We start from the raw sequence: 25,989 nt of genomic DNA, 5'->3' as shown, positions 1-25,989 counted from the left end.
TCACCAGGCGAAACGCTCGACATAGGGTTTGGCGAATTTCAGATAGTCGCGGTTCCAGCAGAATTCGCACCAGCCGGTGCCTTTTTCGCCATCGATCGTCGCGGTCACCACGGATTCGTTCAGCAGCACCACCGGGTCGAGGTCCAGCTGATATTTGGCGAATGACTGGCAATCGACAAATACCGAACGTCCGTCGGTGTCGGTCACGGTCACCCGAAAACGATCGTGCATCATGTCATCATCATAATCGATTGCATAGTCGATGCCCTCGACGTGCCGCATGACACCGTCCTTGAAAAGATATCCGCGCGTTTCGACCTTGCCGAACGACATCATTTCGAAAAAATGCACCGACACGGTCGCCGTGGTTGCGTGGAACCATTTATAATGCTGGTTCAAACCCCATACGCGCGGTCCCCAGCTATGGTCGCGGATCATGAAATCCTTGAGCGGATAGTCACGCCCATCGACGCGCAGATTGCCCCTGATGATGCCATGCTGCTCTGTGCGATCATCGCCATAATAAGGCGGATTGCCTTTGGGATGGGAACTGAAGGCATAGGGCGGGTGCATCGCGGTCCACTGCCCTTCGAACTGGATGCGGTCGCTGACCCAGCCCAGGTCGATCGTCTTGAACGGTTCGCGCACGGCCATCAGCAACGGGCCAAAACGCCAGTCGTCGAAATCCATGTCGTCGGACACCATCTGCTCGACTTCCTCCTCAATCGGCGCGGGCAGGCCGGGTCCGAAAAGGTGCAGCCGCCCCTTGGCATGGCCGTTGGCGCGCACCGTGGGATAATAGAAACCGGCGATGCCATATTGGGGCAGCACAAACTGGTGCGTGGCCGATTCCCGGCCGTCTTCGGCCAGCTTGTGCCGATAGGCATTCTTGACGGGGAAGTCCGTAAAACCCTGGGTTATATCTGGCATCGCAAGCAACTCCCTCCATGGCCTGTCATTATCGCTATCGTCAGTGGGCAGTGGTCAGCATCGCCTCTATGTCGGGCAGGTCGCCCTGGTCGGGGTCCATCTGGTTCGCCTTGAACCAGGTCCGTTCGCGCCGGGCGTGACGCAACGCATAATCCAGCACCGCGTCGGTCGCGGCGGGTGAAAGGGGCAGATGCTCCGTCCCACCCAATATGACCGCATCCACGGCATGGCCCAAGGCGACGCTGGCCTGCTCGAGCGCAGCGATGCTGGTGCGGTCACACGCCTGCGCCACGGCCAGCGCGGTTTCCAGCGGTGCGCCGATCGACGCGGGCGCATCGCTGGCCAATGCGCGGGCCAGCGCGATCAGTTCGTCCAGCGACAGCGCTTCGTAACGCAACGCCGATTTCCATTGCTGGCTCATCATGTGCAACTGGCCGACGACCAGCATAGCCTGATCGCGTGCCAGCCGTTGTTCGCGCGGCAAGGCGGGCAGGATCACCTGTTCCAGCGCCTTCATCATATTGGCAATACGCAGGTCGATATTGGGCAGCATGGATCAGGCCTCCCGAATGAGCGTGACGAGTTGTTCCAGGAAGACGGCCCCTGCCGAACCCAACCATGTCAGGATGATGTCCTGGTGATTATTGCTTTCGGTGGCCGCCCGCATCGCTTGACCCAAGTCAATCACCGCGCATTTATAGGCGTTCAGCACTTCATAATAGCGCAGCTTGACCGGGTCGATCCGGTTGCCCGACGCGATTTCATAGGCACGCAGAAATTCATCCCGCGCGATCAGCCCGCACACCAGAAAAATGCCATCGTCGGTCCATGTGCCAAACAGGCGCTGGATGGCCCAGGCAATATCTTCGTGAAAATCACCGATATGCGCCAGTTCCCAGTCCAGCACGGCGGTAAATTTGCCGCTTGGCTCCTCGAACATGAAATTGCCCAGCCGCAGGTCGCTGTGGCACATTACCGGCTGATCGCAGATCGGTGCATTTTCGCGCAGCCAGCGTTCGGCATAGGTGACCATGGCGACCGGCTGCACCACCCCGTCCCACCATACCTGCGACCACCAGTTCACCTGCCAAATCGCCGCCTGTCGCGTGCCCGGTTCAGGCGCCGCGAAATCGGCTAGATCGGCGGCGCGCCAATCGAACCTGTGGACCTGTGCCAGCGCGTCGATAAATTGCGGCGTCAACTTCGCCGCCCATTCATCATAGCGCGTGCCGATGCCCGAAACGCCGTGTCCGGTGCCCTGGGTCGGTTCGGTCACGCCGTTGACGAAACCCAGAATGATCGCTGGCTGACCGAGTATATCGCCGTTGGCATCGACGCTGCGCACCGACGCTACCGGCAATATGTCGGCAAACGCCACATGTACCTGCGCCTCGCGTCCGCGACAGGTCTGGGCGATCGCCTCCAGCGGGTCCATCCGCAGCACCAGCTTCTCGCCCGTTGCATCGCCCCTGTGCCGTATGATGAACGCGAACTGCTCCTTCGACGCGCCGCCCGCCATGCGCGCAACGTCGGATATGGCGATATCCTCCAGCCCCTCAGTGACCGCGAAGTAGTTTTCCAGCATCGCGACGACCTGCGCTTCGGTTTTCGCCGCATAGGGACCGTTTATACGGTCGCGCACGGTCCGGTCGAGAATGTCCCGAATACGCGGCTCCATGTCATCGCGGTCCCAGATGTCGACGCTATCTATCGACGGGGCGTCAAGCGTGTCGGACATCAGTTGCCATTCCCTTCCCAGGGAAAGCGAAACCCGCCCTCGCCCATGCCATAGCCGATCGTCCCGTCGGCCAGCCGATATTCCATCATCTGTTCGACCATCACGAACGTGTCGAACGGGAATTGCCAGCGAAACAGCGGCGTGCCGGTAAATTCCCACAGCTTTTTGTCCTCATCCCACACCTTCCAATGGACATGGCGAAAGCCCATATCGTCGTCTTCAAATTCGATCGTCTCTTCGACCCGGCCGATATTGTGCCAGCGCTTTCCGTCGTGCAGGATTTTTTGATAGCTATGTCCATGTTCGGTGATCGCATGGACCGCGACGCAGGCCATGCCATTGTCGAAGATCGGCCAGGCAAGGCGGTAATGCTGCACCCCGGCCCAGTTGCGCGGCCCGCAGCTTATGTCGCGGAAACCGCTATCGTCGATCGTGATGACTTCCCCGCTGCGCAGACGCACCGTGCCGGTGACATTGCAGGTGCCTTCCAGATGGATATAGGCCAGTTCGCGCGCGATAGCGTCGTCGCCTTCCGTGCTGGGGACGATGCTGTCGCCCATCGGGAAGCGCAGATCCCATATCAGGTCCGCGCCGAAATCTTCCAGGTCGATACGGATGCGGCAGGTCTGGAGCGATTGTGTCGCCTCCATCCGCACGCCTGCGACCTCCAGGCCGGGGTCGAGCCGGTCGGACGTGTAGGGCAACTGCATATTCACCCGCGTGAATAGCGGCTTTCCATCCTTGAAGAAAATAGCAAAACCATTGGTTTCGCCCAGATTTTCCATGATGCCGACACGGATGAACCCACCTAACTTTGCCTTGCGGTCATAGAAATTGAAGTAATAGCTCTGGTTCCATTTCGGGATCGCCGGATTGGGAATATAGCGCTCGCAATTTGCGGTCATGGTGGCGGTGGTGAGTTCCATCATCTTACCTCAATGCACGGCAGAAAAAGGACGCGGCCGCCGGACAGGCGGCCGCGTCGGCAATTATTTGAAGTTGAATCCGACTGTCAGGCCGTAGGTTGCAGGGCGACCGGCAAAGCGGGCGGCAGAATCCGCCGACGCAATTACATTTGTCCAGTAATATTCGTTAAAGACGTTCTTGCCCCAGAGCATGATGCGCCACGAGCCGTTGGGGCCTTCATAGCCTATGCGTGCATCGACCGTGGCATAGCTGTTATTCTGGAACGGGTGGACGATACCTGCCCGCAACGCGGAATTGGGTTCTGCCGCGCGGCTTGGGAACTCTATGCGGCTGCCGCCCGGCACGGCATCGCTGGCTGACCGGATATTGGCCGTGACCCCGACAAAGGCCGAACCGCCGTTGGCCACGTCGTGCCGGTAATCGGCATTGATGACGCCCGACCATTTCGGCGTAAAAGGCAGATCATCGCCGACAAAGGAGTCGGTTCGGCCGAAAACATCGAAATTATACGGTGAAACAGGACCGGTTTTAATTTCTGACTTCAGATATGTCAGCGCGCCGTTGATCGTAAGCCCACGGGTCGGGCGGATCGTCAAGTCCGCTTCAAAGCCATAGATTGTCGATTTGGGAATATTGGCCAACGTGTCGAGCGCACCGAAAATATTGGGGTTGTCGATGATTTTCCCTCGGATCTGCTTGTCGCGATAATCATAGTAGAATGCCGCAGCATTCAAACCGATGACACGGTCGAGAAATTCCGTCTTGATACCCGCTTCATAGGCCGTGACCGATTCCTGGGTGACCGGTTTCAATGCTTTGGAAGTAGCGGCTGCAAGGCTTGGGAAGCTGCCTGCCTTGTACCCGCGAGACACGTTCGCATAGAGCAAACTGCTGTCGGTCATCTTGTAGTCGATGCCTGCCCGCCAAGACACATTATCTTCCTTTAGCGTTTGCAGGATGGGTGGGCCATTTCGAAAAGCAGCATCGAACGTGTAGCAGGCCGTTGGCGTCGGTGTTCCAAATAGCTTGTCAACATTTCCACCGGGAATCGTGAACCCGCAATTTTCATCTGCGATACGAGAATTTGTGTAGCGCGTTGCCAACTTCAGGGTCAGCTTCTCCGCAATATCATATTCACCGCTGGCAAATATGGCATAGTTTCTGATCTTCTGCTTATTGTTGACCTCGCTCCCATTGATATAGGCAGTCGCTGGATTGTAATTTGAGTTATCGAAATATCGCAGCAATTGGTCCTCAAACGTCGTGCTGTCCTCATAGTTCGCACCCAGTACCCAACGGAACGCACCGCGCGGGTCGTTAGCCAGCCGGAATTCCTGACTAAAAGACCGAATATACCCATCATTCTTCTGAAGATCGAAGGTAACGGCAGCGTTGCCGTCGCCGTCTGTTGTTTGGGTCTGGTCATAATCGGAATAGGATGTGAGCGACGTCAACGTGATGTCCGCGCCCAGTTCGACATCAGCGCGCATCGCAAGCTGATAGAATTTGCGATCCGCTCTTGGCGTGAAGTCGGTCGATTTTGCCGTGCCCGGCACGAAAGTGCCATCGGGATTTTGAACGCCGGTCGCCGGATCGGTAAGAAAGCTGCTCCAGTCCGCGGCGCGGGCCTTGTCGGGCGCGAATACCGATGTCGCCGCAAGTTTGACGGCGGTAGCGCCCTGCGGCCCCCCGGTGCGGATACCGATGAGTTGTTGCGCCTGCGGTTCCGATTTGTCGACCCAACCGTTGATGTTGAATGACAGCTTCACCCCCTCGGAAAGGTCCGCATCGATGAGCAGCCGCCCGGCGACATAGCTGGTCGCGCCATTGCGATCACTTGGCCGGGTAACGCTATACTGCCACCCATCCGAATTCGCCCCGGTGACGGCGAGCCGCGCGCGGACGTTGGTGGCCAACGGACCGCTGATGAACGCATTGCCTTCTATCGCATTGAAGCGGCCATAGCTGATATCGCCGCCGGCTTCAAAACTGCTGGTGGGCTTTGCGGCGATATAGTTGATCGCACCGCCTGTGGAATTCTGCCCGAAAAGCGTACCTTGCGGCCCTTTCAGCACCTCGATGCGTTCAAGATCATAGGCCGAATGACTGGCCAATACCGGGAAAGGCAAGGGTGCCTGATCGATATAGACACTGACCGCAGGATAAACGCCCAGCGAGCTTTCGTTAAAGCCCACGCCGCGCAACGTATAAATGGGCGTATTGGTCGTGCTGGCCGAGTAGGACAGGCCGGGTATGATAGACGCAATATCTTCAAGCGATGAAACCTTGCGCTGTGCAAGCGCGTCGCCCGATATCGCCGTTATTGACAGCCCGACATCATTGAGATTTTGCTCGCGCTTGTTCGCGGTCACCACAATATCGGCTGTCTGGGCCGCAGATCCCGTTGTTGACGGCGATTGTTGCGCGCTTGCAGGTAGCGCTATGGCGAGACAGCCAATGCTTGTAGAACACAAAAAAAATCCGATACTGTTCTTCATAACATCCCCTATTTGTTTGATTTAATTATTATTTGCTTTTCTTCGTTCACGGGTGTGCGGCGCTCACTCCTCCAGCAGCGCGGTAACCGTCTTGGTTTCCGTGTAATGCAGGACGCCTTCTTCACCGACTTCGCGACCCCAGCCCGATTCCTTGACCCCGCCAAAGGGTGCAGAGGGATCGTTCATGCCGTGAGTATTGATCCACACCGTTCCGGCCTGCAATTTGCGTGCGGTCAGATGCGCGCGCGACAGGTCGCGGGTCCAGATATTCGCCGCGAGGCCATAGCGGGTGTCGTTGGCTTGCCGGACCACATCATTCACATCGTCGAACGGCGTCGCGACCAGCACCGGGCCGAAAATCTCCTCCCGCACGATGCTGGCATTTGCATCGGGATTGGCAAAGATGGTCGGCTCGACGAAATAGCCGTCCCGATCGCCCGTGCCGCCGCCCGTCACCAGTTCCGCGCCGCTTGCCTTGCCCTGTTCGATATAGTCCAGCACCCGGCCCTGCTGCATCTTCGACACCAGCGGCCCCAGCATCGTGTCGGGATCACGCCCATGGCCCAGTTTGAAGGTCTTTGCGACCTGCGCCACGCCATCGACCACCTTGTCGAACACCGACCGTTCGACATAGAGTCGCGAGGCAGCAAGGCAGACCTGCCCGCTGTTGAAGAAGATGGCGAGCGCCGCGCCGATCGCCGCCTTGTCGAGGTCCGCGTCGGCAAAGATCAGCGAGGGCGACTTACCGCCCAGTTCGAGCGTAACCCGCTTGAGATCCTTCGCGCAGGTCTGGACGATCTGCTTGCCCACGCGGGTCGACCCGGTGAAGGCGATCTTGTCGATGCCGGGATGTTCGACCAGCGCCTGTCCCGCCTCATGACCATAGCCGGTGACGATGTTCAGCACGCCTTCGGGTAGCCCCGCCTCCAGCGCCAGTTCAGCGAGGCGCAGCGCGGTCAACGGGGTGACTTCGGACGGCTTCAACACAATGGTGCAACCCGCCGCCAGCGCCGACGCAATCTTCCACGCGGCCATGGCCAGCGGATAGTTCCACGGTACGATCTGTCCCACCACGCCGATCGGTTCGCGCACCGAATAGCTGTGATATTGGCGGCCATCGCCCGAAATGGGGTTCACCTGACCATAGATTTTCGACGCCCAGCCCGCCATGTAGCGAAAAATGTCGACGGCGGCGGGCACGTCCACGGCCAGGGCATGATGTACCGCCTTGCCATTGTCATAGCTTTCCAGCAGCGCCAGTTCCTGGGCATTATCCTCGATCTTGCGCGCGATCGCCTCAATGATCCTGCCACGATCGAGCGGACGCATCCGGCTCCATGTCGTAGATTCGAAGGCAGCGCGCGCGCTGGTCACGGCGCGATCGACATCGGCGGCCGTTCCCGCCGGAACGCTGGCGAATATCCGTCCGGTCGCGGGATCCTCCACCGCGATGGTGCGACCGTCCCCGGCATCCTCCCACGCTCCGCCAATCAGCATCTTCTGCGGCGGCAGGCGAACTTCATGCCCCGTTTCGCCATGCAGTCCGGCGGCGATGGTGGTCGGTGCGTTCATGGAAACAATCTCCGGGCGTAAAAAGAAAAAGCCGCGCCCGCCTTTAAAGGCGCGGCCCAGGGGGAGAGGGTTCAGTTTTTGGTGAAGCGGATCGGCAGTGCCTTGTAACCGCCCACGAAATTGGTTTCGACCATGCGCGGAACACCCGCCATCTCGACCGACTTGAGATGCGGCAGCAGTTCCTCAAACAGGATCCGCATCTCCAGCTTGGCCAGATGTTGCCCCAGGCACATATGCGGGCCAAAGCCAAAGGCGATGTGTGGGTTGGGCGACCGGGTGATGTCGAAACGGTCGGCATCGGCAAAGACCGCCTCGTCGCGGTTGCCCGACGGATAACAGATCATCAGCCGTTCCATCGCGCGAATGTCCATGCCGCGCACCTGCGTGTCGGCCGTGGCATTGCGCATGAAATGCTTGACCGGGCTGGTCCAGCGGATCGCTTCGTCCACCAAGCCGGGGATGAGCGACGGGTCAGCCTTCACCTTGGCCCAGTTTTCGGGATAGAGCATCATGCCGTGCAGGCCGCCCGCCGTGGACGATGACGTCGTGTCATGGCCGGCCGTGGCGATGGCGACATAATAGCCGTTCGCTTCGTCACGCGGGATCGGCGCGCCGTTGATTCGTGAATTGGCGATCAGCGAGAGGAGATCATCGGTAGGGTTTTCGCGACGATCGGCGCTCAGCTTGTCGAAATAGGTATAGAAATCCTCGATCGAAGCAGCCCATTGTTTCGCCGCCACCACCGGGTCGGTCGCCATTTCGGGGCGCTGTTCTTCGGGATCGTGGACACCGAAAAACTCCTGCGTCAGCTTGAGCATACGCGGTTCGTCCTCGGGCGGCACGCCAAACAGTGTCATGATGACGCGCAGCGGATAATGTAGCGCGAAGTCGCGAACGAAATCGCATTCCCTGTCGAAACTCAGCAGATTGTCGACCGACTGGCGCGCCAGCACCCGGATCTGCTCCTCTAGCTTGCTGATCTTGCCGGGCAGGAACCAGTTGGACGTCAGCGTGCGGTAGGACGCATGTTCGGGCGGATCCATATAGGTCAGCGACGACAAGATGCGGATCGACCCGCCATTTATGTCGCGCGTGAAAGCGTCTGACGCCTGATCGACCAATATGGGATTATGATCGGCATTGTGGAACAGCTTGCCGTTGCGCTCCACTTCCTTGATGTCGGCATGTTTGGTGACGACCCAGACCGGATCATAACCGGGCACTTGCGCAATCCCCAGCGGCATATTGTCGCGCAGCCATTTGAACGCACCATAGATGGTTGCGTCGTCGGTATAGCTTTTGGGTGCGATGACGATCCGCGCAATATCGTCGGGGATGATGGGACGCACGTCGGCATCCAGCAAAGTCGCCATGAAACTACCCTCTCCTGATACGCTGCCTGGTGGCGATTTGATTGTTGCGTACAATCACTACGTAACTGCGGAAGGAAAGATTCGTCAATCGCTAATATCGGTCCGACCATTCATGCTCTTTATGGCTGAAAATGCTGGTTTTCCTCGTAATTCCAGCGTTAATCGAGCATCTGCCGTCCTCGAAAATGAATGGCGGCTCGAAGATTGAATAGGGTCAGCAACACGGACCGAAGGGATGGTTTCGCAAAAATGGCGGACCGCGATCAACTGCCATGCCGGTCCGCTCTGCGCATGCGGATCAGCCTTGGGGGCGCGTCGTCGGCGGCATGATCATGTCATCGGGGATATCCGCTTCCGCCCCCGCGCGGATCGCATCGACATGGTGAAAAAAGGCGCGCTGGCGCAACAGGCCGAAAAAATCGAGCATCAGCGGCAACGCATGTTCCACCATGGTCGCGGCCTCATCGACGTCGATATGCCCTTCGACACGCTCCATGAAGGTCGCCGCTTCCCAACGCCCGACGAAATCCGCCGCCTTGGTGTAAAATCCCAATATTTCGGGCGTATAATCCAGCCGCTGGTCGAACCCCGCTTTGCGCATGTCGCCCCAAATGCGTATTAATTGGGCGCAGGTGATGCTCAGTGCGTCGCCCTGCTCCGTCTTGATGATGTCGAGGATGCCAATCCGTGCCAGCGTGCGCGCATCTTCCGCAGCGTGCGGATAACGGTCCAGCAGCGACGCGATCATCACCGGCGGACCATCCACTCCCACACGATGCGCAACAAGTTGCTCCAGCTGATCGAAGGCGCTCGCTTCGACCCGCCCGTCGGTCCCTTCCCCGCTGATGAGCGCCTTGATCTGCGCCAGCGTCAGCCTGTTTTCGCGCTGAAGCCGCCGTACCGCCAGAATAGCCTGCACATGCTCATCGCCATAATCGGCGACGGTCTTGCGCGGGCGCGCAGGTTCGGGGATCAAGCCTTCGCGCAGAAGGACACGGATCGTTTCGCGATGGACTCCGGTCCGATCCTCCAGTTCGCGCATTTTCATGGGCCTGATACAGCATGACGCACCGAGCCCCGCAAGCCAGTATGTTTCGCTATACGCAACTGGACTTGTAACGGTTTTGTGCCGGTCACCTATCTCATTATGCCACCTTGGCTTCGAACGCGAGCGGGCTGATGCCGCCCAGATATGAATGGCGACGACGGGTGTTGTAGAACCCGTTGATGTACTGAAAGATGGCGGCTTCTGCCTGACGCCGCGTTGGCCAGCTCTGCCGCCAGATGAGTTCGGCCTTCAGGGATTTGAAGAAGGTCTCGACGGACGCATTGTCGTAGCAATTTCCCTTGCCGCTCATCGATGGACGCAGGCCATAGGCCTGCAGCTTTTTTTGATAGTCGTAAGAGCAATATTGGCTGCCGCGATCCGAATGGAAAAGGCAGCCCTTGGGAGGCTGGCGCAGGCGCACCGCCATATCCAGCGCCCTGATCGCCAAGTCTTTCTTCATCCTGTCGCTGACTGCCCAGCCCACGACGCGACGGCTATGCAGGTCGAGAATGACGGCAAGGTAGAGCCAGCCTTCTGACGTCCAGATATAGGTGATGTCGCCGGCCCATTTACGGTTGGGCGCATCGGCGGCAAAATCGCCGTCCAGCCAGTTCGCTGCGACCCCCAGTCGATGGTGGCTATCCGTCGTAACCTTGTGCTTGCGCGTGCGGACTGGCTTGATCCCGTTGATCTTCATCAGCCGCCCGACCCGGCGCTCGCCAACGTCGAGCCCAACCTCTTTGAGTTCCATGGTCATCCTCGGACGACCATAGCTACCGAGGCTGAGGCTGTACTGTTCCCTGATATGGGCCAGCACTTTCATACCTGTCCGCTCCCGCCGACTGATTGACCCTCTACGGCAGCTATCGAACAGGCTACAAGTCAGGTGGCTACTCGATCAGCGGTCTCATTACACGCAATACGACCGCGTCCGACCCCGCTTTTGCACCCGAAAAGGTAAAAGGGTTCGAAGCAGGCGTGAAGGCGACGCTCATGGACAATCAACTGCGTATCAACGCCGACGTGTTTTCCTACAAATATCGCAATTTGCAGGTCGATTATCTCGACCCCACGCTGATCCAGTTCTTTACGCTGAACGCGGCGGCGCTACGGACGCGGGGTGGCGAAATGCAGGTCGAGTTCGCACCGCGCGCCGTTTCGGAACTGCGCCTGCGCGGCTCGATCGGCTATATCGATGCGAAATATACCAGCTTCCCCTTCGCGCCATGCCTGTCGACCCAGACCGTGGCGCAGGGATGTGTATTCGGACCGGCCCCATCGGGCAGTCGCTTTTCGCAGGATCTGTCGGGCGAACGTCCGCCTCAGGCACCCAAATGGACCGCAAGCCTGAGTGCAGACTATACCGTTCCCTTGGCCAATGATTATGAAATCGCGCTGTCGATGAATACGCGGTACAGTAGCTCCTACTCTACCAATCCCTTCGTCAATTCCTATCTGGCGGCTGCGTTCAACCAGAAGAAGTTCGCCACGATAGATGCTAGCTTCCGCCTGAACGCGCCCGAACAACGCTGGTCGATCAGTTTGGTTGGCAAAAATCTGACCAATCATTTCATCGCGACGACGGCCAGCAACGTGCCCTTCACGGCAGGGTCTGTCCGTAGTTCGGTTCTCGATCCCCGCACCGTGGCGGTCCAGGCGGAGTTCCATTTCTAAGGTGCAAGCCGCAGGCCGGACAGGAACGCCATGGTCGGCACGCAGATCGTGGCGTTCCCGTTTCACGTTCCAGCCTGCGGGCGAACTTAGCGTTTCTGATTAACGACAACCGGAAAGGACATGCGTGGCGGCTCGTCACCCTGATCTTTCAGAATGGAAACTGGGATGGCCAGCCGCCGCAACCGCGCTTCTAGGCACCTATTTTTCGGTGGCGTTTATCTATTCTTCGGGCGTATTCATCGGTCCGCTGGAGGCCGAGTTGGGCTGGTCGCGCCGCGACATTTCCTTCGGTATTTCGCTGTTCAGCTTTGTCGGTGCCATCATGACGGCGACGTCGGGTTTCTTTGCCGATCGTTGGGGCACGCGATGGGTGGCCCTGACCGGCATTGCCTTTTTCAGCTGCTCCATCTTGCTGCTGACGCAGATTGGCCCGGCCATCTGGACATGGTGGGCGGTGGCCGCCTTTCTGGGTTTCGCACATGGCAATGTGTCGTCGAGCGTTTGGACATCGGGTGTCCTGACCCATTTCGAAAAGAGTCGCGGCGCGGCGCTCGCCGTCGTCCAGTTGGGCCCGGCACTGACTTTGGCGACCATGCCGATCATCGCGACCCAGTTGATCACGGCATTTGGATGGAGCGGCGCCTATGCCGCCCTGGGCTTATGTGTCATCCTGCCTCTGGTCGCCCTCGGCTTTTGGGACAAGCGCGTTGTCGGCGCGAAGGGGAGCGATCGCTTCGCCCAAGTCGAGGGCCTGGCGCCCATGGAGATATTGAAGACGCTATCTATCTGGCAACTGGCGGTCGCGACGATTTTTGCGGTCACCGGCCTGATTGGCTTTTCGGTTCATTTTGTGCCCATGCTGGTCGATCGGGGCTTCGACCGTATTGCCGCAGCGGAGATCGCCGCGCTGATCGGTGTCGGCAGCGTCATAGGGCGGATATCAGGCGGCGTGCTGCTCGATCGGCTACCCGCGACGCTGGTGGGGTGCGTCGCCTTTTCCTTGCCAGCGCTGGGATCGTGCATGCTGCTGAGCGGCATCTCGGCGGTCCCGTTGCTGTCACTGTCCGCCTTTGTCCTGGGCCTGTCGCTGGGAGCGGAGGTGGACGTCATCGCCTATATCGCTGCGCGCACGTTCGGGATGCGCCGGTACAGCACGGCGCTGGGCTGGCTGGTGGGATGCACGACCGTTGGCGCTGGCCTGGGCGCATGGTTGGCGGGCGCCAGCCACGATCTGTCGGGAAGCTATCAGGCCTTCCAGATCGGCGCGGTCGTGACCGCAGGCGCATCGGCCATGCTGATCGGCACCATGCGCCGCCAGGATTTTCTGCCTTCCACTTCAACCTAGTCAGCGTCGGGCCCGGCTGACGCCGGCATCTCGGATCGACGGTCCTCACAGGATGAAAGTTCTACCTTCTTCGCAGAGCTGCCACCCATCGATCCGCCTAGCCGGGCGCGCTGGAAGCCTTAAGGGGGTCAGTACATAGAACGGACCCAGATATACGCTAAGCGCCGACAGCCCCGCTCAGGTGTCGGAAAACACCTGTTTGTCGCACATTGATGCGGAAGATGGCCGTTTTTGTGCTTGCGGGAGTCGAAGGCCGGTGTTCCGATCGCAACCCCATTAGCGGACGCTCGAGTTACAAATGGGGGATCCAAAAACGGTCTTTCGTTCAGGTCGATCTTTGCCATCCCGGTCGCTTTTGATGCAAAAATCAAAACTTTTGCATCAACGAAATGGGCAACCACAATGCCATAAATTATCGAGAAGTTGACGGATTTACCGACGCTGGGATTTCATTAGAGCATGTCGTTCGACATGTGCCAGCAGCACTTCGATATCTTCACGACTGATATCGAAGCTTTCATGCATATCTTCCAGTGCCGCATCGATATCGGATGAATGAAAAGCTCGTGGAACGCGAGGCTCCGGCGTGAGGGCTGGTACGTGCGGATAGCTATGTGTGGTCATACGATGAAAGAACATAGCTATCGACACAAGTGCTATGGAATTGATCGCTACCGGCGCGAAAGCGAAGCTATACCCTGCTGCGTGAATGCCTTGGCTGCCAATTACTGCAGTAAGCGCAGCCGCGCCCCCCGGGGGATGTAGGCAGCGCAGTAGCGACATCACCAGAATCGCGCCGCCCACCGCGACGCCAGCGGCAAGTGTGATGTCTGGAAACAGATTGAACGCCCATACGCCAATCAAGGTTGAAATGGTGTTGCCGCCGACCACGGCCCAAGGCTGGGCTAGAGGGCTGGAAGGCACGGCAAATACCAGTACCGCTGAAGCACCAAGGGGTGCGACAATGATCGGCAAATCCATAGCAGAAAGAGGAAGGCCAGCACAAACTACGATGGTAAGAGCGATGGCAATCGCAGCACCCAAACTTGCGATCAATCGATCTGGCAAGGTCGCGCCTGCAAGGATTGGCTTGAATATGTTTAGCACGATATCTGGGAAATTAGTTGTAGACTAAAGTGGTGCTGGCGCGGGGTACGTTCGAGAGCTGGATCGCTGCAGGGAGCCGTGAGCCAGCGGCAGCCTGCGCAAGAGTTTGTTGGTCCAACTCAGCGAGAAATACGCCCATAGCTTTGTTAAGCATACCTCTTAGACCACAGCTGCCGCGCAGGATGCAGTTTTCGCAATCGGCAAGATTCAGACATGGCTCGGTAAGTCTCACCACTTCACCAAGCGTGATAGTTTCGGCTGAACGCCCGAGACGAAATCCTCCGCTGCGCCCGCGCACGGTCTGGAGTAGACCAGCGTTGGAAAGCACATTTACTACCTTCATCGCATTATTGCGTGAAATAGCATGGTCGGCAGCCACTTGCGCGACCCCCAACAGCCCGTCTCCATCCCGAGCAGCTAGTGCTGCATGGAGCAAAATGCGTAGCGCGTAGTCGGTATGCGCGGTCAGGCGCATCTCAAATCTTGACCTTAAACATGCAGGTGCATTGCATCTTTTTAGAGCAGGAGTATAGATGCATTCGATCAGCATGTTTATATGGAATTGCCCATGACCACGCCGCTTTCTGAACAGACTATCGCCATCGTCAAATCCACTGCGCCGATCCTGCAGGTTCATGGCGTGGAAATCACGACGCGCATGTACGAACGGCTGTTTGTCGATCCTGAAATCAAAGCCCTATTCGATATGGCGGCTCAAGAATCTGGCGAGCAGCCTAAGCGGCTTGCGGCTGCCATCCTTGCCTTCGCACAGAACGCCGACAAGCTTGAGGCGTTGAAACCCGCGATCGAACGCATCGCTGCGCGCCACGTCGCGACGCACATTAAGCCAGAGCATTACCCTGCCGTTGCGAACGCCTTGCTCCCGGCGATCAAGGACGTTCTTGGGGATGCGGTTGATGATACCGTGCTGAATGCATGGGGCGAGGCGTATTGGTTCCTTGCTGACGTTCTGAAGGCACGTGAAACCATGCTCTACACTGAGGCGGCGTGACATCGGAAATCATGCCATCAGAGGCCGCTGCCGAACTTCCCGAAGGCTTGGAGCCATATCGTCAGACTGACGTGTTTACAGAGGTTTCGATTCCAGCGGGCCTTCGTAAGGATCATTGTACGAAGCCAGGGGTATGGGGGCTGATACAGGTGGCGGAAGGCCGATTGCGCTATTGCGTAACCGATCCACGCCGAGTGGGTGCCGAACTTATACTGACGCCTGAGAGCAGACCAGGTTTGGTGGAGCCTACGATCCTCCATCATGTTGTGCCGCTTGGACCCGTCCGGTTTCATGTTCAATTCTACCGTCAGCTTTCCGAGGCTGTGCCGCTGTGTCGGTTTGAAGAACTGGCAACACGGGAAAACCGACTGCGCAGCGGAGCCACTGCGGCAGAGCCGCAAGATTAGTTTGCCCAACGGTGGCTTCGCCCACTATTATGGGCACTATCTGTGCATCAGATTTTTGCATCAGGGAGAGGCGCAGATTTCCGCCATTCTCGATCTGATGCACAAATTGTGATTTATGCATCAGATCGGAAACAGGCTTCGGGAAAGCCAATGTCAAAATTCGACGCACCGTCCATGACCGGTGATACCAACGGTCATGGACGATGATGCCGATCTGGCCTATCAAAGCGACGAGCTAATCACGCAATAAACAAGTATTGGAACGCCAACGACCAGAATTAGGAAAGCAAGGTTTAGGTCAATAAATCTACCCAGACGACTGAGCCTGCTGTTGGAATCGGTTTCATAATGTGTGGTCGCTTCGTCTTCTATTTCCAGAGAGAAATTGTTAGAAAAGAAGTGCTTGTGCGCGGCGACAACTACGATGGCCGGTTGAGCGGCGACTATGATGGCCGGTAGGATCGGTTGTCTGGTCTGATCGTAGGGAGGGGCGCAGCCCCGACCGGAGAGCGGACCAGACAACCGGTGGCGATCTTTTTCCCCTTCTTTCGGGGGGCAGATCGGGGCTGTGGCGGGCGGTGGTATCGGAACACTCATCGAACAACGAGCGATGGGTTTGCGATGCCGGGCCACCACATTTCCGATCAGCAGGTATTTCTCTTCATGACCCATCGTCGCCAACACACCCAGGCCGTCGCGGCTGCCAAGGCCGGTATCAGCGAACGCAGCGCACGCCGGATCGAGAACGATCCGCAGCTTCCGTCCCAGAAGAAGAAGGAGCGCCACTGGCGCACCCGCGCCGATCCGCTCGAGCCATTCTGGCCACGTATAGAGGAGTTGCTCCAGATCGACGGTATCATTGCCGTCACGGTCTTCGAGACGCTCCAGGACGAGTTCGGCGAGGATGCTGTTCCCGATGCGATACGACGAACACTGGAACGCCGGATCGCCCGCTGGCGGGCACTGCACGGCGGCGAGAAGGAGATCTTCTTCCCGCAGCATCATGAGCCCGGTCGGCAGGGCCTGTCGGATTTCACGGTATGCGACAGTCTCAAGGTCACTGTTGCCGGCGAGACCCTGGCCTATCGCCTCTACCACTTCCGCTTGGCGGCGAGTGGCTGGGAGCATGCGGCTGTCGTGCTGGGCGGGGAGAGCTTTGCCGCCCTTTCGGAGCACCTGCAGGATGCGTTGTGGAAGCTGGGCGGTGCGCCGGCCGAACACCGCAGCGATTCCCTGTCAGCCGCCTACAAAAACCTCGACGCCGATGCGCAGCGGGATTTCACCCGAAGCTATGACGAGCTGTGTCGTCATTACCGCATGCTTGCTACCCGCAACAACCGCGGCGAGGCGCACGAGAACGGATCGATCGAAGGTCCCCATGCCCATCTCAAGCGACGGCTCGATCAGGCCTTACGCCGGCGGGGCAGCCGCGATTTCGTCAGCATCGAGGCCTGGCGCGAGTTCGTTGAGGCGCAGGTCGCCAGACAGAACCGGCGGCATGCTGCGCGCATCGATGCAGAACGCAGGGTACTCAAGGCGCTGCCCGCAAGGCGAACCACCGATTTCGCCATGGTCACCGTCGATGTCACCCGCAACGGCACCGTCGCCATCGATCGGGTTACCTATTCGGTGCCTTCCCGCCTCGTCGGACGGCGCCTCAACGCGCATCTCTTTGACGATCGCATCGAGCTCTTCCTCGGCCCGGACAGGGTAATGTCCACGCCGCGTGTGCGGATCAGTCATCCCCACCGGGGGCATAGCATCGATTTCCGGCACATGATCGGTAACCTGCGCCGCAAGCCCGGTGCACTGCGCAACCTCGTCTACCGCGAAGCCCTCTTCCCCGATCACGCCTACCGGCGGGCCTGGCAAGCCTTCGATGCCCAACTCGATGGACGGCAGGCCTGCCGCGATGCCGTCGCGCTGCTCGATATCGCCGCCAGGGGCGACTGTGTCGACGTGCTGGCCCGGCGGATCGATGAGGCTCTCGACAGCGGGCGCTTGCCCGATGTCGAGAGCCTCAGGGACGAGTTCCTGCCAACCGCAAGATCGCAGCGCGATGTCGCTATCCCGCCACCCGATCTGCACAGCTACAACAGCCTGATCGCCAGCGGGGAGGTGCACTGATGACCCGCACCAAGGATCAGGCCGCCGCCGTACTGCCTACCCTGCTGAAGGCCTTGCGCCTGCCGAGCATCAACCGCAACTGGAAGCGCCTCACCGACACCGCCGATCGCGATGGCTGGCCGGCCGCCAACCTGCTGGCCTCGCTTCTCGAGATCGAGATGGCTGATCGCTCCTCCCGGCGCATCCAGCGCCATCGCGACCAGTCCGGCTTGCCCGCAGGCAAGACCTTCGCCACCTTCGATTTCGACGCCGCCCCCGGCATCCGCAAACCGCACCTCTTGTCCCTCGCCGCCGGTGACGACTGGATCGAGAACGGCGGCAACCTGCTGCTGTTCGGCCAGAGTGGGACCGGCAAGACGCACGCAGTTGCCGCCATTGGCCATGCCCTCATCGACACGGGGCGGCGCGTCCTGTTCTGCTCCACCACCGACATGGTCCAGAAGCTCCAGTCCGCGCGCCGCGACCTCAGCCTGCCCGCCATGCTCGACAAGCTCGACAAGTTCGATCTCATCGTGCTCGACGATCTGTCCTACGTCCGCAAGGACCAGGTCGAGACCAGCGCCTTGTTCGAGCTCATCGCCCACCGCTACGAACGCCACTCGCTCGCCATTACCGCCAACCAGCCATTTTCGGCATGGGACAACGTCTTCCCTGATCCCGCCATGACTGTCGCCGCGATCGACCGCCTCGTGCACCACTCGACCATCATCGAGATGAACGGCGAAAGCTACCGCAAGCGTTCCGCCGTCGCCCGCATCAACGCCGGCGATTACGACCCGCCCAATGGCGCCCCGGACCGGCCATCATAATTGTCGCTGGCTTCGCGCTCGGGAGCACCCTTGCTGAGGCAACGGGTAATTGTCGCCAGCGGCAATTACATGCCAACCATCCCATGCGCTTCAAACCCTCGCTTCCGGCCAGCGCCAGCGACAATTACCCAGCGTCGTAATTGTCGCTCGACGGTTGCTCCTCGCAACAGCAAATGGTAGCCAGAATTCACCAACCGGCGCGGCCACCTATCGGCCATCAAAATTGACGCCGACCGGACACCGTAATCGTCGCGCTACATGCTTGGGTCTTGAGCGTAACCGCTGGCGATTCTCTACGATGCGAATCCCATCGATATGGTGCGATAGGCGATGGTGCGGCTTTTCAGTAAATTCTGACATGTGCGATTCCCGCTTATTCGAGATCGCGGACGCGCTTCGCGCATCCGCGGGATCAAAATCGAATAGAGCCCGAACTCAAGCGGCAAATGTCCGCGAGCTCGGGCTAGCGGCGTGCGGCGAGTTGGCCGGCGTGATCAATGAACCGCTTATATGTCTCAAGCAGAGGCATCCAGCGAACATCGCGGTACACCTCCTTAATGTCAAATCGACGCGGCAGCCGATCGATTATTTGTCCCAACGCGCGCAGTTCGCGCGCCGTGCGCAGGTTATCGGGGGCTGATCGGGTAATCCAGACGGACATGGCTATGTCTGCCCCGCCATATTTTCCTTGCTACCATCCCGTGTCGCGATCCTGACTGCGGGCGCACAGTCGCAACGCTGCGGATCGTGGGCAAGCAGCTCACCCGTCGCGATCACTTCAAAGGTCCGGTTGTCGATGTAGCGCACAGGCTCGCCGTTGAGCAGAGTTGTCCAGGCCGAGCCGCGATGTTGTCGCGCTCCTACTCCCCCTTGCGAAGTGAAGAGGTGGCGGTGCTCAACCACGAACAAAGGCGTGCCGTCATCCCCGGTGCAGCGGTGACGGGCCAGTTCCTCGATCATGGCCTCAACCCTCTCCGGGCGGCGTCACGCTCACGATGCGCAACAGCCGGTCATGGCCATCGCGATCCGGCCAGCGGATCGAAGACCCGGCTGTCATGCCGATCAGGCCGGCACCAATCGGAGTCAGTATCGAAACGCGTCCTGCAGCTATGTCCGCATCGCGCGGATAGACGAGTTGCACGGTGCGGCGCGCGCCAGTGCCTTCATAGATGAAGTCGATCCGCGAGTTCATCGCCACCGTTTGCTCCGGCAGTTCGCCCGGCTCGCACAACTCGGCGCGATAAAGCTCGGCCAGAAGCATCGCCGAGGAATGTGGGTCCCTGTGTTCGGCGCTAAGCGCCAGTTCCGAGAGCGCGTCGCATTCGCCAGCGGTAAGATGGATAGTCGGACGACTATTCGCCGGGAGAGTGTATTGTTCCATTGCAGCAGCTTTCCGCCATTCAAGACCGGCGCGCACGGCGCGACCATAAGGATCAGATCGAATAAGGCCCGAACTCAGGCGGCAACGCCGTTCAAAGCCCGGGCTACAGGCGCGCGGCGAGTTGCCCGGCGTGGTGGCGAAAGCGCCTGTATGTCGCGGGAGCGTACATCAATCGAAGATGATGCCTGCAACAGGTTACGTCAACCCTTGGCACTTCTATCGAGCGTACGGTGTCACAACCGGTCGGCTGTGAAGCTGCCGCAGGCCCCACACATTTTGCGAGGCAGGAAGTGTCAGAACCACGGTTCGAAACGTCCGCTTTCAAAAAGTGGCCGACTTTTCTCGTGAATTTGGGAGGAAGCGGCCCGGCAGCTTTTAAGAGCCGAACCCTGTCGGAAAACACAACCTTTCCGACAGTGCTACTGAGCAGCGGCAGGGACCTCGGGGTAAAGCAAGAACACCGGTGATCTGCAGGGTGTCGGAAAACGGTATGGCCCGAGCCTTCAGTGATACGAGTCAGACGTCTGCATTTCGCGCGGCGTTAGAGGACCTTTGCCACCAGCTCGCGATGCTCGTCGTCCGCGATGGCGAGGGCGCACAGAAGCTGATCGAGATTCAGGTCACTTGCGCGGAGAGCGACCGCAGCGCACACCGTATCGCGATGAGCATCGTCAACTCGCCGCTGGTGAAGACGCCCATTGCCGGCGAGGACGCCAACTGGGGCCGGGTCGTGATGGCGGTCGGCAAGGCCGGTGAACCCGCCGACCGCGATACGCTGTCGATCCGCTTTGGGAACACGCAGGTTGCCGAGGGTGGGCTTGCGCTGAGCGGGTATGACGAGGCGCCTGTGGCGGCATATCTGATGGGTCAGGAAATCAAGATCGGTTTTATCCGCACTCCCGGTTGCGGCGCAAAAGCGGGATCTTGTCCTGTCTAAAGTGCGGAGGATAAGACGCAATATACCAGCACCGGTACGCCAACCAGAACGATTAAAAGTAAAAGGTTAAGCTCCATAAGTCGGCTTAGCCAGTCTTTACCTTCATTTCGCCTATCCTCGGTATCTGCCTTAGAATAGTCTTCTACAATTTCCAGATCAAATTCGTTCGAGAAAAAGTTTTGTGGCCTCATCCGCAGGAAAGGCTGAGGTGCTGGATTGGCAACCTGATGCTGACGGTCATCTTGACACAAGTCATCGGATTTCGAGACTTGGTTTTCCACTACACGGTTTCCACTTATTCGAGATCATGGGCGCGCAGAACGCGTCCCAAAGGTCAGATCGAATAAAGCCCGAACTCGAACGGCAGTGGCCGCGAGCTCGGGCTAAGCGCGTGCGGCGAGTTGGCCGGCGTGGTCGCGGAAACGCTTATGTGTCGTAGGAGCGTACATGTCAGTAACATCGGGGACCCGTGTCCTAATGTCAACTCGTGCAAATCCATTCGCTCTCCTATTGACCTTGACCGGCGAAAACCCTAGCTCGAGGGAGCGGGCCGGGCCCCTCTGGCGATCGTCTCTGGACGAACGTGATGTCGGACCGCATCGGGTTATCTCGATGTCTAGGCCTGGCCTGTTTGCCTGCTTTCATCGCGGCTGATCCGATCGTTTAATCGTTGGTTGGAGAGCGGCTTTGCCTATATTTTCTCACAAGTTGACCCAGTTGCATGCGCGGCTGGATGAGCAGATCCGCGTCGAGATGAAGCGACGCATGCCCGATACCTTGCGGCTATTTCGTTTGAAGCGGTTGCGTCTCGGCGTAAAGGACCGCCTGCACGCACGCGCCTTGCGGCCGCAGTTCAGCTGAACCGACACGCTGAACCATCGTTGTAGAATCATCGTCCGTAAGGATTGGCTTCACCGATCAGAATGGATCGGGATGACAAAAGGAGAGCGAAAATGGCCTATTTTCTAACTGCCGGCTTGGTGCTTGCTGCTACCGGTGCGGCCGTCGGCATAACTGTCGATCATCAGAACCAGGTGGATCACCGCAGCGGTCCGGTCGCCGTCAAATATCGCGGCGACGTGGTCATCACCCATAAGCAGGTGGGCGCGGTTGCACCTGGCGGAAGACCGTCGTCGCTACGCTGCGACTGGGCGGCGAGCATGTCGGTGGCGCGACACGCGGTCGCGGCATCGGGTACCAGGCTGGTGCGCAGCATGAATAGCGAACCGGTGATTTCGGGCACCCGGCCCGGCTGGTGCGTTTCGAGCCATGGCGCGATCAGGAAGGAGGTCGCGACGAAGTCCGCGGACATGCAGCAGCATCTGGTAAAGCTGGCGCAGGAAGACGAGCAGATGCTGCGCGTCGAGCTCGACCAGATCCACAGTCCGCAGCGCGCTGGATGATCCGCCGCGTTCAATTGGCGGGAGTGCTCGGTGCCGCGAGCTGCGGCCTGATCACGCCCGCGTTTGCACAGGATGCCGGTTCGGTAACCTTGGAGGTAATGAGCGAGGAGGAACGCCGCGGGCTGAGTTGGAGTGAAGGACGTGCCGCGCTGGCAGGCGATATTCGCGTCTCGCGCGGCCGGCTTGATGCATCGGCGCGCGTGGTAACGCTTCGAAACAGCGTGCGACACGGTGGCGCCGATGCGGTCGTCGACCTTTCGGTGGGAACCGACTGGGATCTGGGTGCGGTGCGTATCCGTACCGACGCCACCGGCCACGCATTCGCGGGCGCGCGGGGCCGCATGGACTATGTCGAGGCCGGCGTGTCGGCAAGCTATGCCTATGGTCCGCTTTACGCCACGGTCGGCGTGATCGGCGCGCCGTCGCAGCGCGCGATCGGTGGCAGCAACGTGTATGCCTATGCGAACGCCAATGCCGGTATTCCTGGTACGCCGCTGACGATGCTGGCCGAGGTCGGCCACTCGTCCGGCAGCGTCCGCGACCCCAGTCGGGCGCAGCGTCTTCGTCCGGGCGGCAGTTACACCAACTGGCGGCTGGGTCTCGAGCATCGTCGTGACCGTCTGACGATCGGCGTCGATTATATTGGGACTGAAGTCTCCCGCACCGCCACTGCCAGCCGGTTTGCCGATCAACGCAACGCCGGAGACAGAATCGTAGGGCGCGTACAGGTTTCGTTCTGAGGATTACCAGATGCTCCATCATCCGATGATACCAACAGGTTGCGATCGGCGAGCAATCGACGCTTTGCCGTTAATTTAGTGGTTCCCACAATCGCTCGCGTTTTCTGAACGCGAGCGGCTTCCCAAAATCAGTCAAGAGCGTAGAAACGAGAAAATGTTGACGCCGATCACTAAGCTCGGCTTTGTACGTTTTTGGTCAGGTCCAGGTCCAGAAGATGCTGTTTTCAGCGATGTGGTCGAGGGCTTGATCGAGGGGCAAGACGCATCCGCCCATATCGTCGATATCTTCCCATTTTCGCCGGTGTGACCAGTAGCCGAGCCTGATTTCGTCGCGCGTGCCGACAGGCTTGAGGCGGGCGATCGGTGCCTCGGTTTCCAGCAGATAGAGATGGTAAGCGCCCTTGTCCTCATACCATCCGACGCCGCCGCCGTTGGCCGCGTCGAACGTCTCGATGCGCAGAATGATTTCCTCGTCTTTCATGGTGCATCCATAGCTGCCGTCGGGTCACAGCATATTCGAGTCACCTCGCCGCATGGCAACAGCCTAAGCGTTGCAACGTGCTTCAGTCAGGATTCGAAGCATGGAATGCTGGACCAGAACAAGGCCGTTATCGGCGATCCCGTCCCCCAGATTCTGCGCCAATGGCTGCAGGCATGGCGTCCCTGCTTTACGGCTCCCAGTTGGGAGCATGTACTTGTTCTTGTGATGGGCGGCCTGCTGGCCACGGGCAAACGGACCGTTACGTCTTGCCTGCGTGTGACCGGCCGAGCCGATGCTGCCAACTTTGCAACCTATCACCAGATCCTCAACCGCGCCCGCTGGAGTTCGCGTGCCGTTGCCAGGCGTTTACTGGGCATTGTGGTCGAACGGCTCGTGCCCGATGGTCCTGTGGTCATCGGTATGGACGACACCATTGAACGGCGATGGGGGCGCCGGATCACCGCACGGGGTATCTACCGCGACCCGGTCCGCTCCAGTCACGGCCATTTCGTCAAAGCCAGCGGACTGCGCTGGCTCAGCTTCATGGTGCTCACCCCGGTGTCATGGACCCGCCTGATCAAGGCACTGCCAGTCTTGACGTTGCTCGCTCCTTCGGAACGATCGAACCGTCAACGCGGCTGTCGTCATAAATTGCTGACGGACTGGGCCCGGCAGGGCGCGCTGCAGCTGTCTCGCTGGCTGCCGGGTCGGCGGATCATCTTCATTGGCGACAGCAGCTTTGCTGTCCACGAACTGGCACATGCGATCGTCCGCCGGGCCACACTCATCAGCCGACTGCGGCTCGACGCCAACTTGTTTGCGCAGCCTGCGGGGCGAACGGCACGCACGATGGGGCGACCGGCGCAGAAAGGGCGAGCATTACCAAAACTCAAGACCCTGCTCGCCAACCCGGCGACACGCTGGACCAGCATTCTCGTCTCTGCCTGGTATGGCCATCTCAACGGCAAGATGCTCGAGATCACATCTGACATCGCCTTATGGTACAGGCCCGGCACTCCGGTCTTGCCGGTCCGATGGGTCCTGGTTCGCGATCCTGAAGGAAAGCGCGGCCCGCAGGCCTTCTTCAGTACCGACATCACCCTCGAGCCCGCCGAGATAATCGCCCTCTACGTCCGCCGATGGCAGATCGAGGTCACCTTTGCCGAAACCCGCGCGCACTTGGGTGTCGAGACACAGCGCCAGTGGACCGACAAAGCCATAGCGCGAACCACGCCGGCGCTGCTGGGTCTCTACAGCCTTATATCGCTATGGGCCTGCGATCTGTTGACCACTAAAAGCACCCCTTATTCCGCCGCGTGGTATCGAAAAACCAGCCTGACATTCAGTGACGCCATCGGAGCCGTCCGCCTCCAACTCTGGGTCGGAGACATTAATCAACACTCCCCGCCGCACCCAGAACCGCACTATATTCCCACAACCCGCCTAAAACGCATGGCACAGGCACTATGCTTCGCTACCTGATCGTACAAAGTCGAGCTAAGTGCCTGATTCATAATTATCCGATGAGATTTCATAGCCTTGCGATGCGACGGGCGAATAGCTGGATGGAAGCTATGAACAGCCACGCGGTTGCCGATGCGATGGTGTGCTCAAAATCCTTGGCGAGGCGGCGGTTTCGGTTCAGCCAAGCCAGTGTGCGTTCGACAACCCATCTGCGTGGCAGCACTTCGAAGCCTTTGGCGGTGTCCGACCGCTTGATGATTTCGACGGTCCATTTCCCCATTCGTCGCAGAGCTTGCCTGAGTTTGTCGCCAGCATAGCCGCCATCAGCAAAGAGATGGCGCAACCACGGAAAGCGCCGGATGATTTCGCGCAGCACCATCGGCGCGCCGTCACGGTCCTGAATGTCAGCCGTGTGGATCACGGCATGCACCAGATTTCCCTCGGTGTCGGTCAAGATATGGCGTTTGCGACCCTTGACCTTCTTGCCAGCGTCATAGCCACAAGGACCGCCGCTTTCCGTGGTTTTGACGCTCTGGCTGTCGATCACACCTGCCGATGGCGATGCTTCCCGGCCCGTCATCTCGCGGCATGCCATAAGCAAAACATGGTTGATCGTCAGCCACAGGCCGGTGTCGCGCCAGAGGTAAAACCAGCGCCGCACCGTCGAGACCGGCGGAAAGCATGGAGGCAGCATCCGCCATGGCAAGCCTCCACGCAGCAGGAACAGTATCGCCTCGACAATCCGTCGCATCGGCCATTTACGCGGTCGCCCCACATGCGATGCCGGTGGCAACAGCGGTTCGAGCACCGACCACTCGGCATCCGTCAAATCACTTGGCAAATTCAGTCCGCGTCGCGCATGAAGTGCGCGAGTGGTATCGGTCCACATCGTTGATCCTTGGTAGTTTCGCAAAACCCCTGAATCAACGACAGGCCAGGCCGTCAAGCCAACCTGCTGATACCACTCAACTTAATTTCGGATCAGACACTAAGATTGTAGAGATCGGCGACAAGTT

At 59.2% G+C, this 25,989-nt stretch carries 24 protein-coding genes and 3 pseudogenes; 12 read left to right on the top strand and 15 right to left on the bottom strand.

Annotated features, from left to right (window positions below; genetic code table 11):
* The 9 genes and pseudogenes from SPBM01_RS14480 to SPBM01_RS14440 all read right to left on the bottom strand — a co-directional run.
* A complete protein-coding gene (locus SPBM01_RS14480) occupies positions 1-930 on the bottom strand; it encodes a hypothetical protein (protein ID WP_188062323.1) in 930 nt (309 codons plus the stop codon).
* A 40-nt stretch (positions 931-970) separates the two neighbouring features.
* On the bottom strand, positions 971-1,483 hold the full coding sequence (locus SPBM01_RS14475; RefSeq protein WP_188062322.1) for a hypothetical protein: 513 nt from the start codon (positions 1,481-1,483) through the stop codon (positions 971-973).
* A gap of 3 nt (positions 1,484-1,486) precedes the next feature.
* Positions 1,487-2,668 (bottom strand): phosphotransferase family protein, encoded by a 1,182-nt coding sequence (locus SPBM01_RS14470; protein WP_188062321.1) that lies wholly within the window; start codon positions 2,666-2,668, stop codon positions 1,487-1,489.
* Positions 2,668-3,597: a hypothetical protein gene (locus SPBM01_RS14465; RefSeq protein WP_188062320.1), complete on the bottom strand. Its 930-nt coding sequence runs from the start codon at positions 3,595-3,597 to the stop codon at positions 2,668-2,670. Before SPBM01_RS14465 ends, SPBM01_RS14470 begins: the two co-directional genes overlap by 1 nt.
* 60 nt (positions 3,598-3,657) lie before the next feature.
* Entirely contained in the window at positions 3,658-6,093 is a 2,436-nt protein-coding gene (locus tag SPBM01_RS14460; protein ID WP_188062319.1) for a TonB-dependent receptor, read from the bottom strand.
* Between the two features lie 63 nt (positions 6,094-6,156).
* Positions 6,157-7,590: an aldehyde dehydrogenase family protein gene (locus tag SPBM01_RS14455; RefSeq protein WP_262504444.1), complete on the bottom strand. Its 1,434-nt coding sequence runs from the start codon at positions 7,588-7,590 to the stop codon at positions 6,157-6,159.
* A gap of 146 nt (positions 7,591-7,736) precedes the next feature.
* Positions 7,737-9,038: a cytochrome P450 gene (locus SPBM01_RS14450; RefSeq protein ID WP_188062318.1), complete on the bottom strand. Its 1,302-nt coding sequence runs from the start codon at positions 9,036-9,038 to the stop codon at positions 7,737-7,739.
* Between the two features lie 298 nt (positions 9,039-9,336).
* Positions 9,337-10,086, bottom strand: a complete 750-nt coding sequence (locus SPBM01_RS14445) for a MerR family transcriptional regulator (RefSeq protein ID WP_262504177.1) — start codon at positions 10,084-10,086, stop codon at positions 9,337-9,339.
* Positions 10,087-10,183: 97 nt separating this feature from the next.
* A pseudogene (locus tag SPBM01_RS14440) lies at positions 10,184-10,930 on the bottom strand (IS3 family transposase); the annotation flags it as partial.
* Between the two features lie 2 nt (positions 10,931-10,932).
* Here SPBM01_RS14440 and SPBM01_RS14435 point away from each other — a divergent pair.
* Both SPBM01_RS14435 and SPBM01_RS14430 read left to right on the top strand, forming a co-directional pair.
* A complete protein-coding gene (locus SPBM01_RS14435) occupies positions 10,933-11,760 on the top strand; it encodes a TonB-dependent receptor domain-containing protein (RefSeq protein ID WP_188062317.1) in 828 nt (275 codons plus the stop codon).
* Positions 11,761-11,884: 124 nt separating this feature from the next.
* Entirely contained in the window at positions 11,885-13,105 is a 1,221-nt protein-coding gene (locus SPBM01_RS14430) for an MFS transporter (protein WP_188062316.1), read from the top strand.
* Between the two features lie 432 nt (positions 13,106-13,537).
* On the opposite strand, the gene SPBM01_RS14425 is transcribed toward SPBM01_RS14430, so the two are convergent.
* On the bottom strand, positions 13,538-14,173 hold the full coding sequence (locus SPBM01_RS14425; RefSeq protein ID WP_262504176.1) for an HPP family protein: 636 nt from the start codon (positions 14,171-14,173) through the stop codon (positions 13,538-13,540).
* Between the two features lie 52 nt (positions 14,174-14,225).
* Positions 14,226-14,687 (bottom strand): RrF2 family transcriptional regulator, encoded by a 462-nt coding sequence (locus SPBM01_RS14420; RefSeq protein WP_037479447.1) that lies wholly within the window; start codon positions 14,685-14,687, stop codon positions 14,226-14,228.
* Between the two features lie 93 nt (positions 14,688-14,780).
* On the opposite strand from SPBM01_RS14420, the gene SPBM01_RS14415 reads away from it, so the two are divergent.
* The 5 genes and pseudogenes from SPBM01_RS14415 (at position 14,781) to istB (ending at position 18,567) form a co-directional block, all read left to right on the top strand.
* Positions 14,781-15,224 carry a globin domain-containing protein gene (locus tag SPBM01_RS14415; RefSeq protein ID WP_037479448.1) on the top strand — a complete coding sequence of 148 codons (444 nt, stop codon included), beginning with the start codon at positions 14,781-14,783 and terminating at the stop codon, positions 15,222-15,224.
* 11 nt (positions 15,225-15,235) lie between these two features.
* Positions 15,236-15,460: pseudogene (locus SPBM01_RS22115) on the top strand (DUF1971 domain-containing protein); the annotation flags it as partial.
* 55 nt (positions 15,461-15,515) lie between these two features.
* A complete protein-coding gene (locus SPBM01_RS22110; protein ID WP_037479451.1) occupies positions 15,516-15,743 on the top strand; it encodes a hypothetical protein in 228 nt (75 codons plus the stop codon).
* Positions 15,744-16,294: 551 nt separating this feature from the next.
* Entirely contained in the window at positions 16,295-17,758 is a 1,464-nt protein-coding gene (gene istA, locus SPBM01_RS14400; protein ID WP_164522016.1) for an IS21 family transposase, read from the top strand.
* Complete coding sequence (gene istB, locus SPBM01_RS14395; protein WP_007686496.1) at positions 17,758-18,567, top strand: IS21-like element helper ATPase IstB; 810 nt, start codon at positions 17,758-17,760, stop codon at positions 18,565-18,567. The genes istA and istB overlap by 1 nt, the downstream gene beginning before the upstream one ends.
* Positions 18,568-19,230: 663 nt before the next feature.
* Here the strand turns inward: istB and SPBM01_RS14390 are convergent.
* Entirely contained in the window at positions 19,231-19,527 is a 297-nt protein-coding gene (locus SPBM01_RS14390) for a hypothetical protein (RefSeq protein ID WP_096063962.1), read from the bottom strand.
* A 4-nt stretch (positions 19,528-19,531) separates the two neighbouring features.
* Positions 19,532-19,948 (bottom strand): nucleoside diphosphate kinase regulator, encoded by a 417-nt coding sequence (rnk, locus tag SPBM01_RS14385; protein WP_119749368.1) that lies wholly within the window; start codon positions 19,946-19,948, stop codon positions 19,532-19,534.
* Between the two features lie 526 nt (positions 19,949-20,474).
* On the opposite strand from rnk, the pseudogene SPBM01_RS14380 reads away from it, so the two are divergent.
* The 4 genes and pseudogenes from SPBM01_RS14380 to SPBM01_RS14365 all read left to right on the top strand — a co-directional run.
* Positions 20,475-20,834: pseudogene (locus SPBM01_RS14380) on the top strand (bifunctional ornithine acetyltransferase/N-acetylglutamate synthase); the annotation flags it as partial.
* Positions 20,835-21,638: 804 nt separating this feature from the next.
* Positions 21,639-21,746 carry a hypothetical protein gene (locus SPBM01_RS22105; protein ID WP_316725876.1) on the top strand — a complete coding sequence of 36 codons (108 nt, stop codon included), beginning with the start codon at positions 21,639-21,641 and terminating at the stop codon, positions 21,744-21,746.
* Between the two features lie 92 nt (positions 21,747-21,838).
* Positions 21,839-22,288 carry a hypothetical protein gene (locus SPBM01_RS14370; RefSeq protein WP_188062314.1) on the top strand — a complete coding sequence of 150 codons (450 nt, stop codon included), beginning with the start codon at positions 21,839-21,841 and terminating at the stop codon, positions 22,286-22,288.
* Complete coding sequence (locus SPBM01_RS14365) at positions 22,285-23,028, top strand: TorF family putative porin (RefSeq protein ID WP_119749362.1); 744 nt, start codon at positions 22,285-22,287, stop codon at positions 23,026-23,028. The genes SPBM01_RS14370 and SPBM01_RS14365 overlap by 4 nt, the downstream gene beginning before the upstream one ends.
* 196 nt (positions 23,029-23,224) lie before the next feature.
* On the opposite strand, the gene SPBM01_RS14360 is transcribed toward SPBM01_RS14365, so the two are convergent.
* On the bottom strand, positions 23,225-23,509 hold the full coding sequence (locus SPBM01_RS14360; RefSeq protein ID WP_188062313.1) for a hypothetical protein: 285 nt from the start codon (positions 23,507-23,509) through the stop codon (positions 23,225-23,227).
* 105 nt (positions 23,510-23,614) lie between these two features.
* On the opposite strand from SPBM01_RS14360, the gene SPBM01_RS14355 reads away from it, so the two are divergent.
* On the top strand, positions 23,615-24,991 hold the full coding sequence (locus SPBM01_RS14355; RefSeq protein ID WP_188062259.1) for a transposase: 1,377 nt from the start codon (positions 23,615-23,617) through the stop codon (positions 24,989-24,991).
* 49 nt (positions 24,992-25,040) lie between these two features.
* Here the strand turns inward: SPBM01_RS14355 and SPBM01_RS14350 are convergent, their stop codons facing one another.
* On the bottom strand, positions 25,041-25,862 hold the full coding sequence (locus SPBM01_RS14350) for an IS5 family transposase (protein WP_188065724.1): 822 nt from the start codon (positions 25,860-25,862) through the stop codon (positions 25,041-25,043).
* Positions 25,863-25,989: the final 127 nt, after the last annotated feature.

The organism is Sphingobium sp. KCTC 72723 (assembly GCF_014280435.1).
Lineage (GTDB): Bacteria > Pseudomonadota > Alphaproteobacteria > Sphingomonadales > Sphingomonadaceae > Sphingobium.
This window is presented reverse-complemented; position numbering and strand designations above follow the sequence as displayed.

Excerpts from the sequence above, each read along its gene's own strand:
- SPBM01_RS14480 (WP_188062323.1), bottom strand. The coding sequence starts at position 930 with ATGCCAGATATAACCCAGGGTTTTACGGACTTCCCCGTCAAGAATGCC.
- SPBM01_RS14475 (WP_188062322.1), bottom strand. The coding sequence starts at position 1,483 with ATGCTGCCCAATATCGACCTGCGTATTGCCAATATGATGAAGGCGCTG.
- SPBM01_RS14470 (WP_188062321.1), bottom strand. The coding sequence starts at position 2,668 with ATGTCCGACACGCTTGACGCCCCGTCGATAGATAGCGTCGACATCTGG.
- SPBM01_RS14465 (WP_188062320.1), bottom strand. The coding sequence starts at position 3,597 with ATGATGGAACTCACCACCGCCACCATGACCGCAAATTGCGAGCGCTAT.
- SPBM01_RS14460 (WP_188062319.1), bottom strand. The coding sequence starts at position 6,093 with ATGAAGAACAGTATCGGATTTTTTTTGTGTTCTACAAGCATTGGCTGT.
- SPBM01_RS14455 (WP_262504444.1), bottom strand. The coding sequence starts at position 7,590 with ATGCTGATTGGCGGAGCGTGGGAGGATGCCGGGGACGGTCGCACCATC.
- SPBM01_RS14450 (WP_188062318.1), bottom strand. The coding sequence starts at position 9,038 with ATGGCGACTTTGCTGGATGCCGACGTGCGTCCCATCATCCCCGACGAT.
- SPBM01_RS14445 (WP_262504177.1), bottom strand. The coding sequence starts at position 10,086 with ATGAAAATGCGCGAACTGGAGGATCGGACCGGAGTCCATCGCGAAACG.
- SPBM01_RS14420 (WP_037479447.1), bottom strand. The coding sequence starts at position 14,687 with ATGCGCCTGACCGCGCATACCGACTACGCGCTACGCATTTTGCTCCAT.
- SPBM01_RS14415 (WP_037479448.1), top strand. The coding sequence starts at position 14,781 with ATGACCACGCCGCTTTCTGAACAGACTATCGCCATCGTCAAATCCACT.
- SPBM01_RS22110 (WP_037479451.1), top strand. The coding sequence starts at position 15,516 with ATGTTCAATTCTACCGTCAGCTTTCCGAGGCTGTGCCGCTGTGTCGGT.
- istA (WP_164522016.1), top strand. The coding sequence starts at position 16,295 with ATGACCCATCGTCGCCAACACACCCAGGCCGTCGCGGCTGCCAAGGCC.
- istB (WP_007686496.1), top strand. The coding sequence starts at position 17,758 with ATGACCCGCACCAAGGATCAGGCCGCCGCCGTACTGCCTACCCTGCTG.
- SPBM01_RS14390 (WP_096063962.1), bottom strand. The coding sequence starts at position 19,527 with ATGATCGAGGAACTGGCCCGTCACCGCTGCACCGGGGATGACGGCACG.
- rnk (WP_119749368.1), bottom strand. The coding sequence starts at position 19,948 with ATGGAACAATACACTCTCCCGGCGAATAGTCGTCCGACTATCCATCTT.
- SPBM01_RS22105 (WP_316725876.1), top strand. The coding sequence starts at position 21,639 with ATGAAGCGACGCATGCCCGATACCTTGCGGCTATTTCGTTTGAAGCGG.
- SPBM01_RS14370 (WP_188062314.1), top strand. The coding sequence starts at position 21,839 with ATGGCCTATTTTCTAACTGCCGGCTTGGTGCTTGCTGCTACCGGTGCG.
- SPBM01_RS14365 (WP_119749362.1), top strand. The coding sequence starts at position 22,285 with ATGATCCGCCGCGTTCAATTGGCGGGAGTGCTCGGTGCCGCGAGCTGC.
- SPBM01_RS14360 (WP_188062313.1), bottom strand. The coding sequence starts at position 23,509 with ATGAAAGACGAGGAAATCATTCTGCGCATCGAGACGTTCGACGCGGCC.
- SPBM01_RS14355 (WP_188062259.1), top strand. The coding sequence starts at position 23,615 with ATGCTGGACCAGAACAAGGCCGTTATCGGCGATCCCGTCCCCCAGATT.
- SPBM01_RS14350 (WP_188065724.1), bottom strand. The coding sequence starts at position 25,862 with ATGTGGACCGATACCACTCGCGCACTTCATGCGCGACGCGGACTGAAT.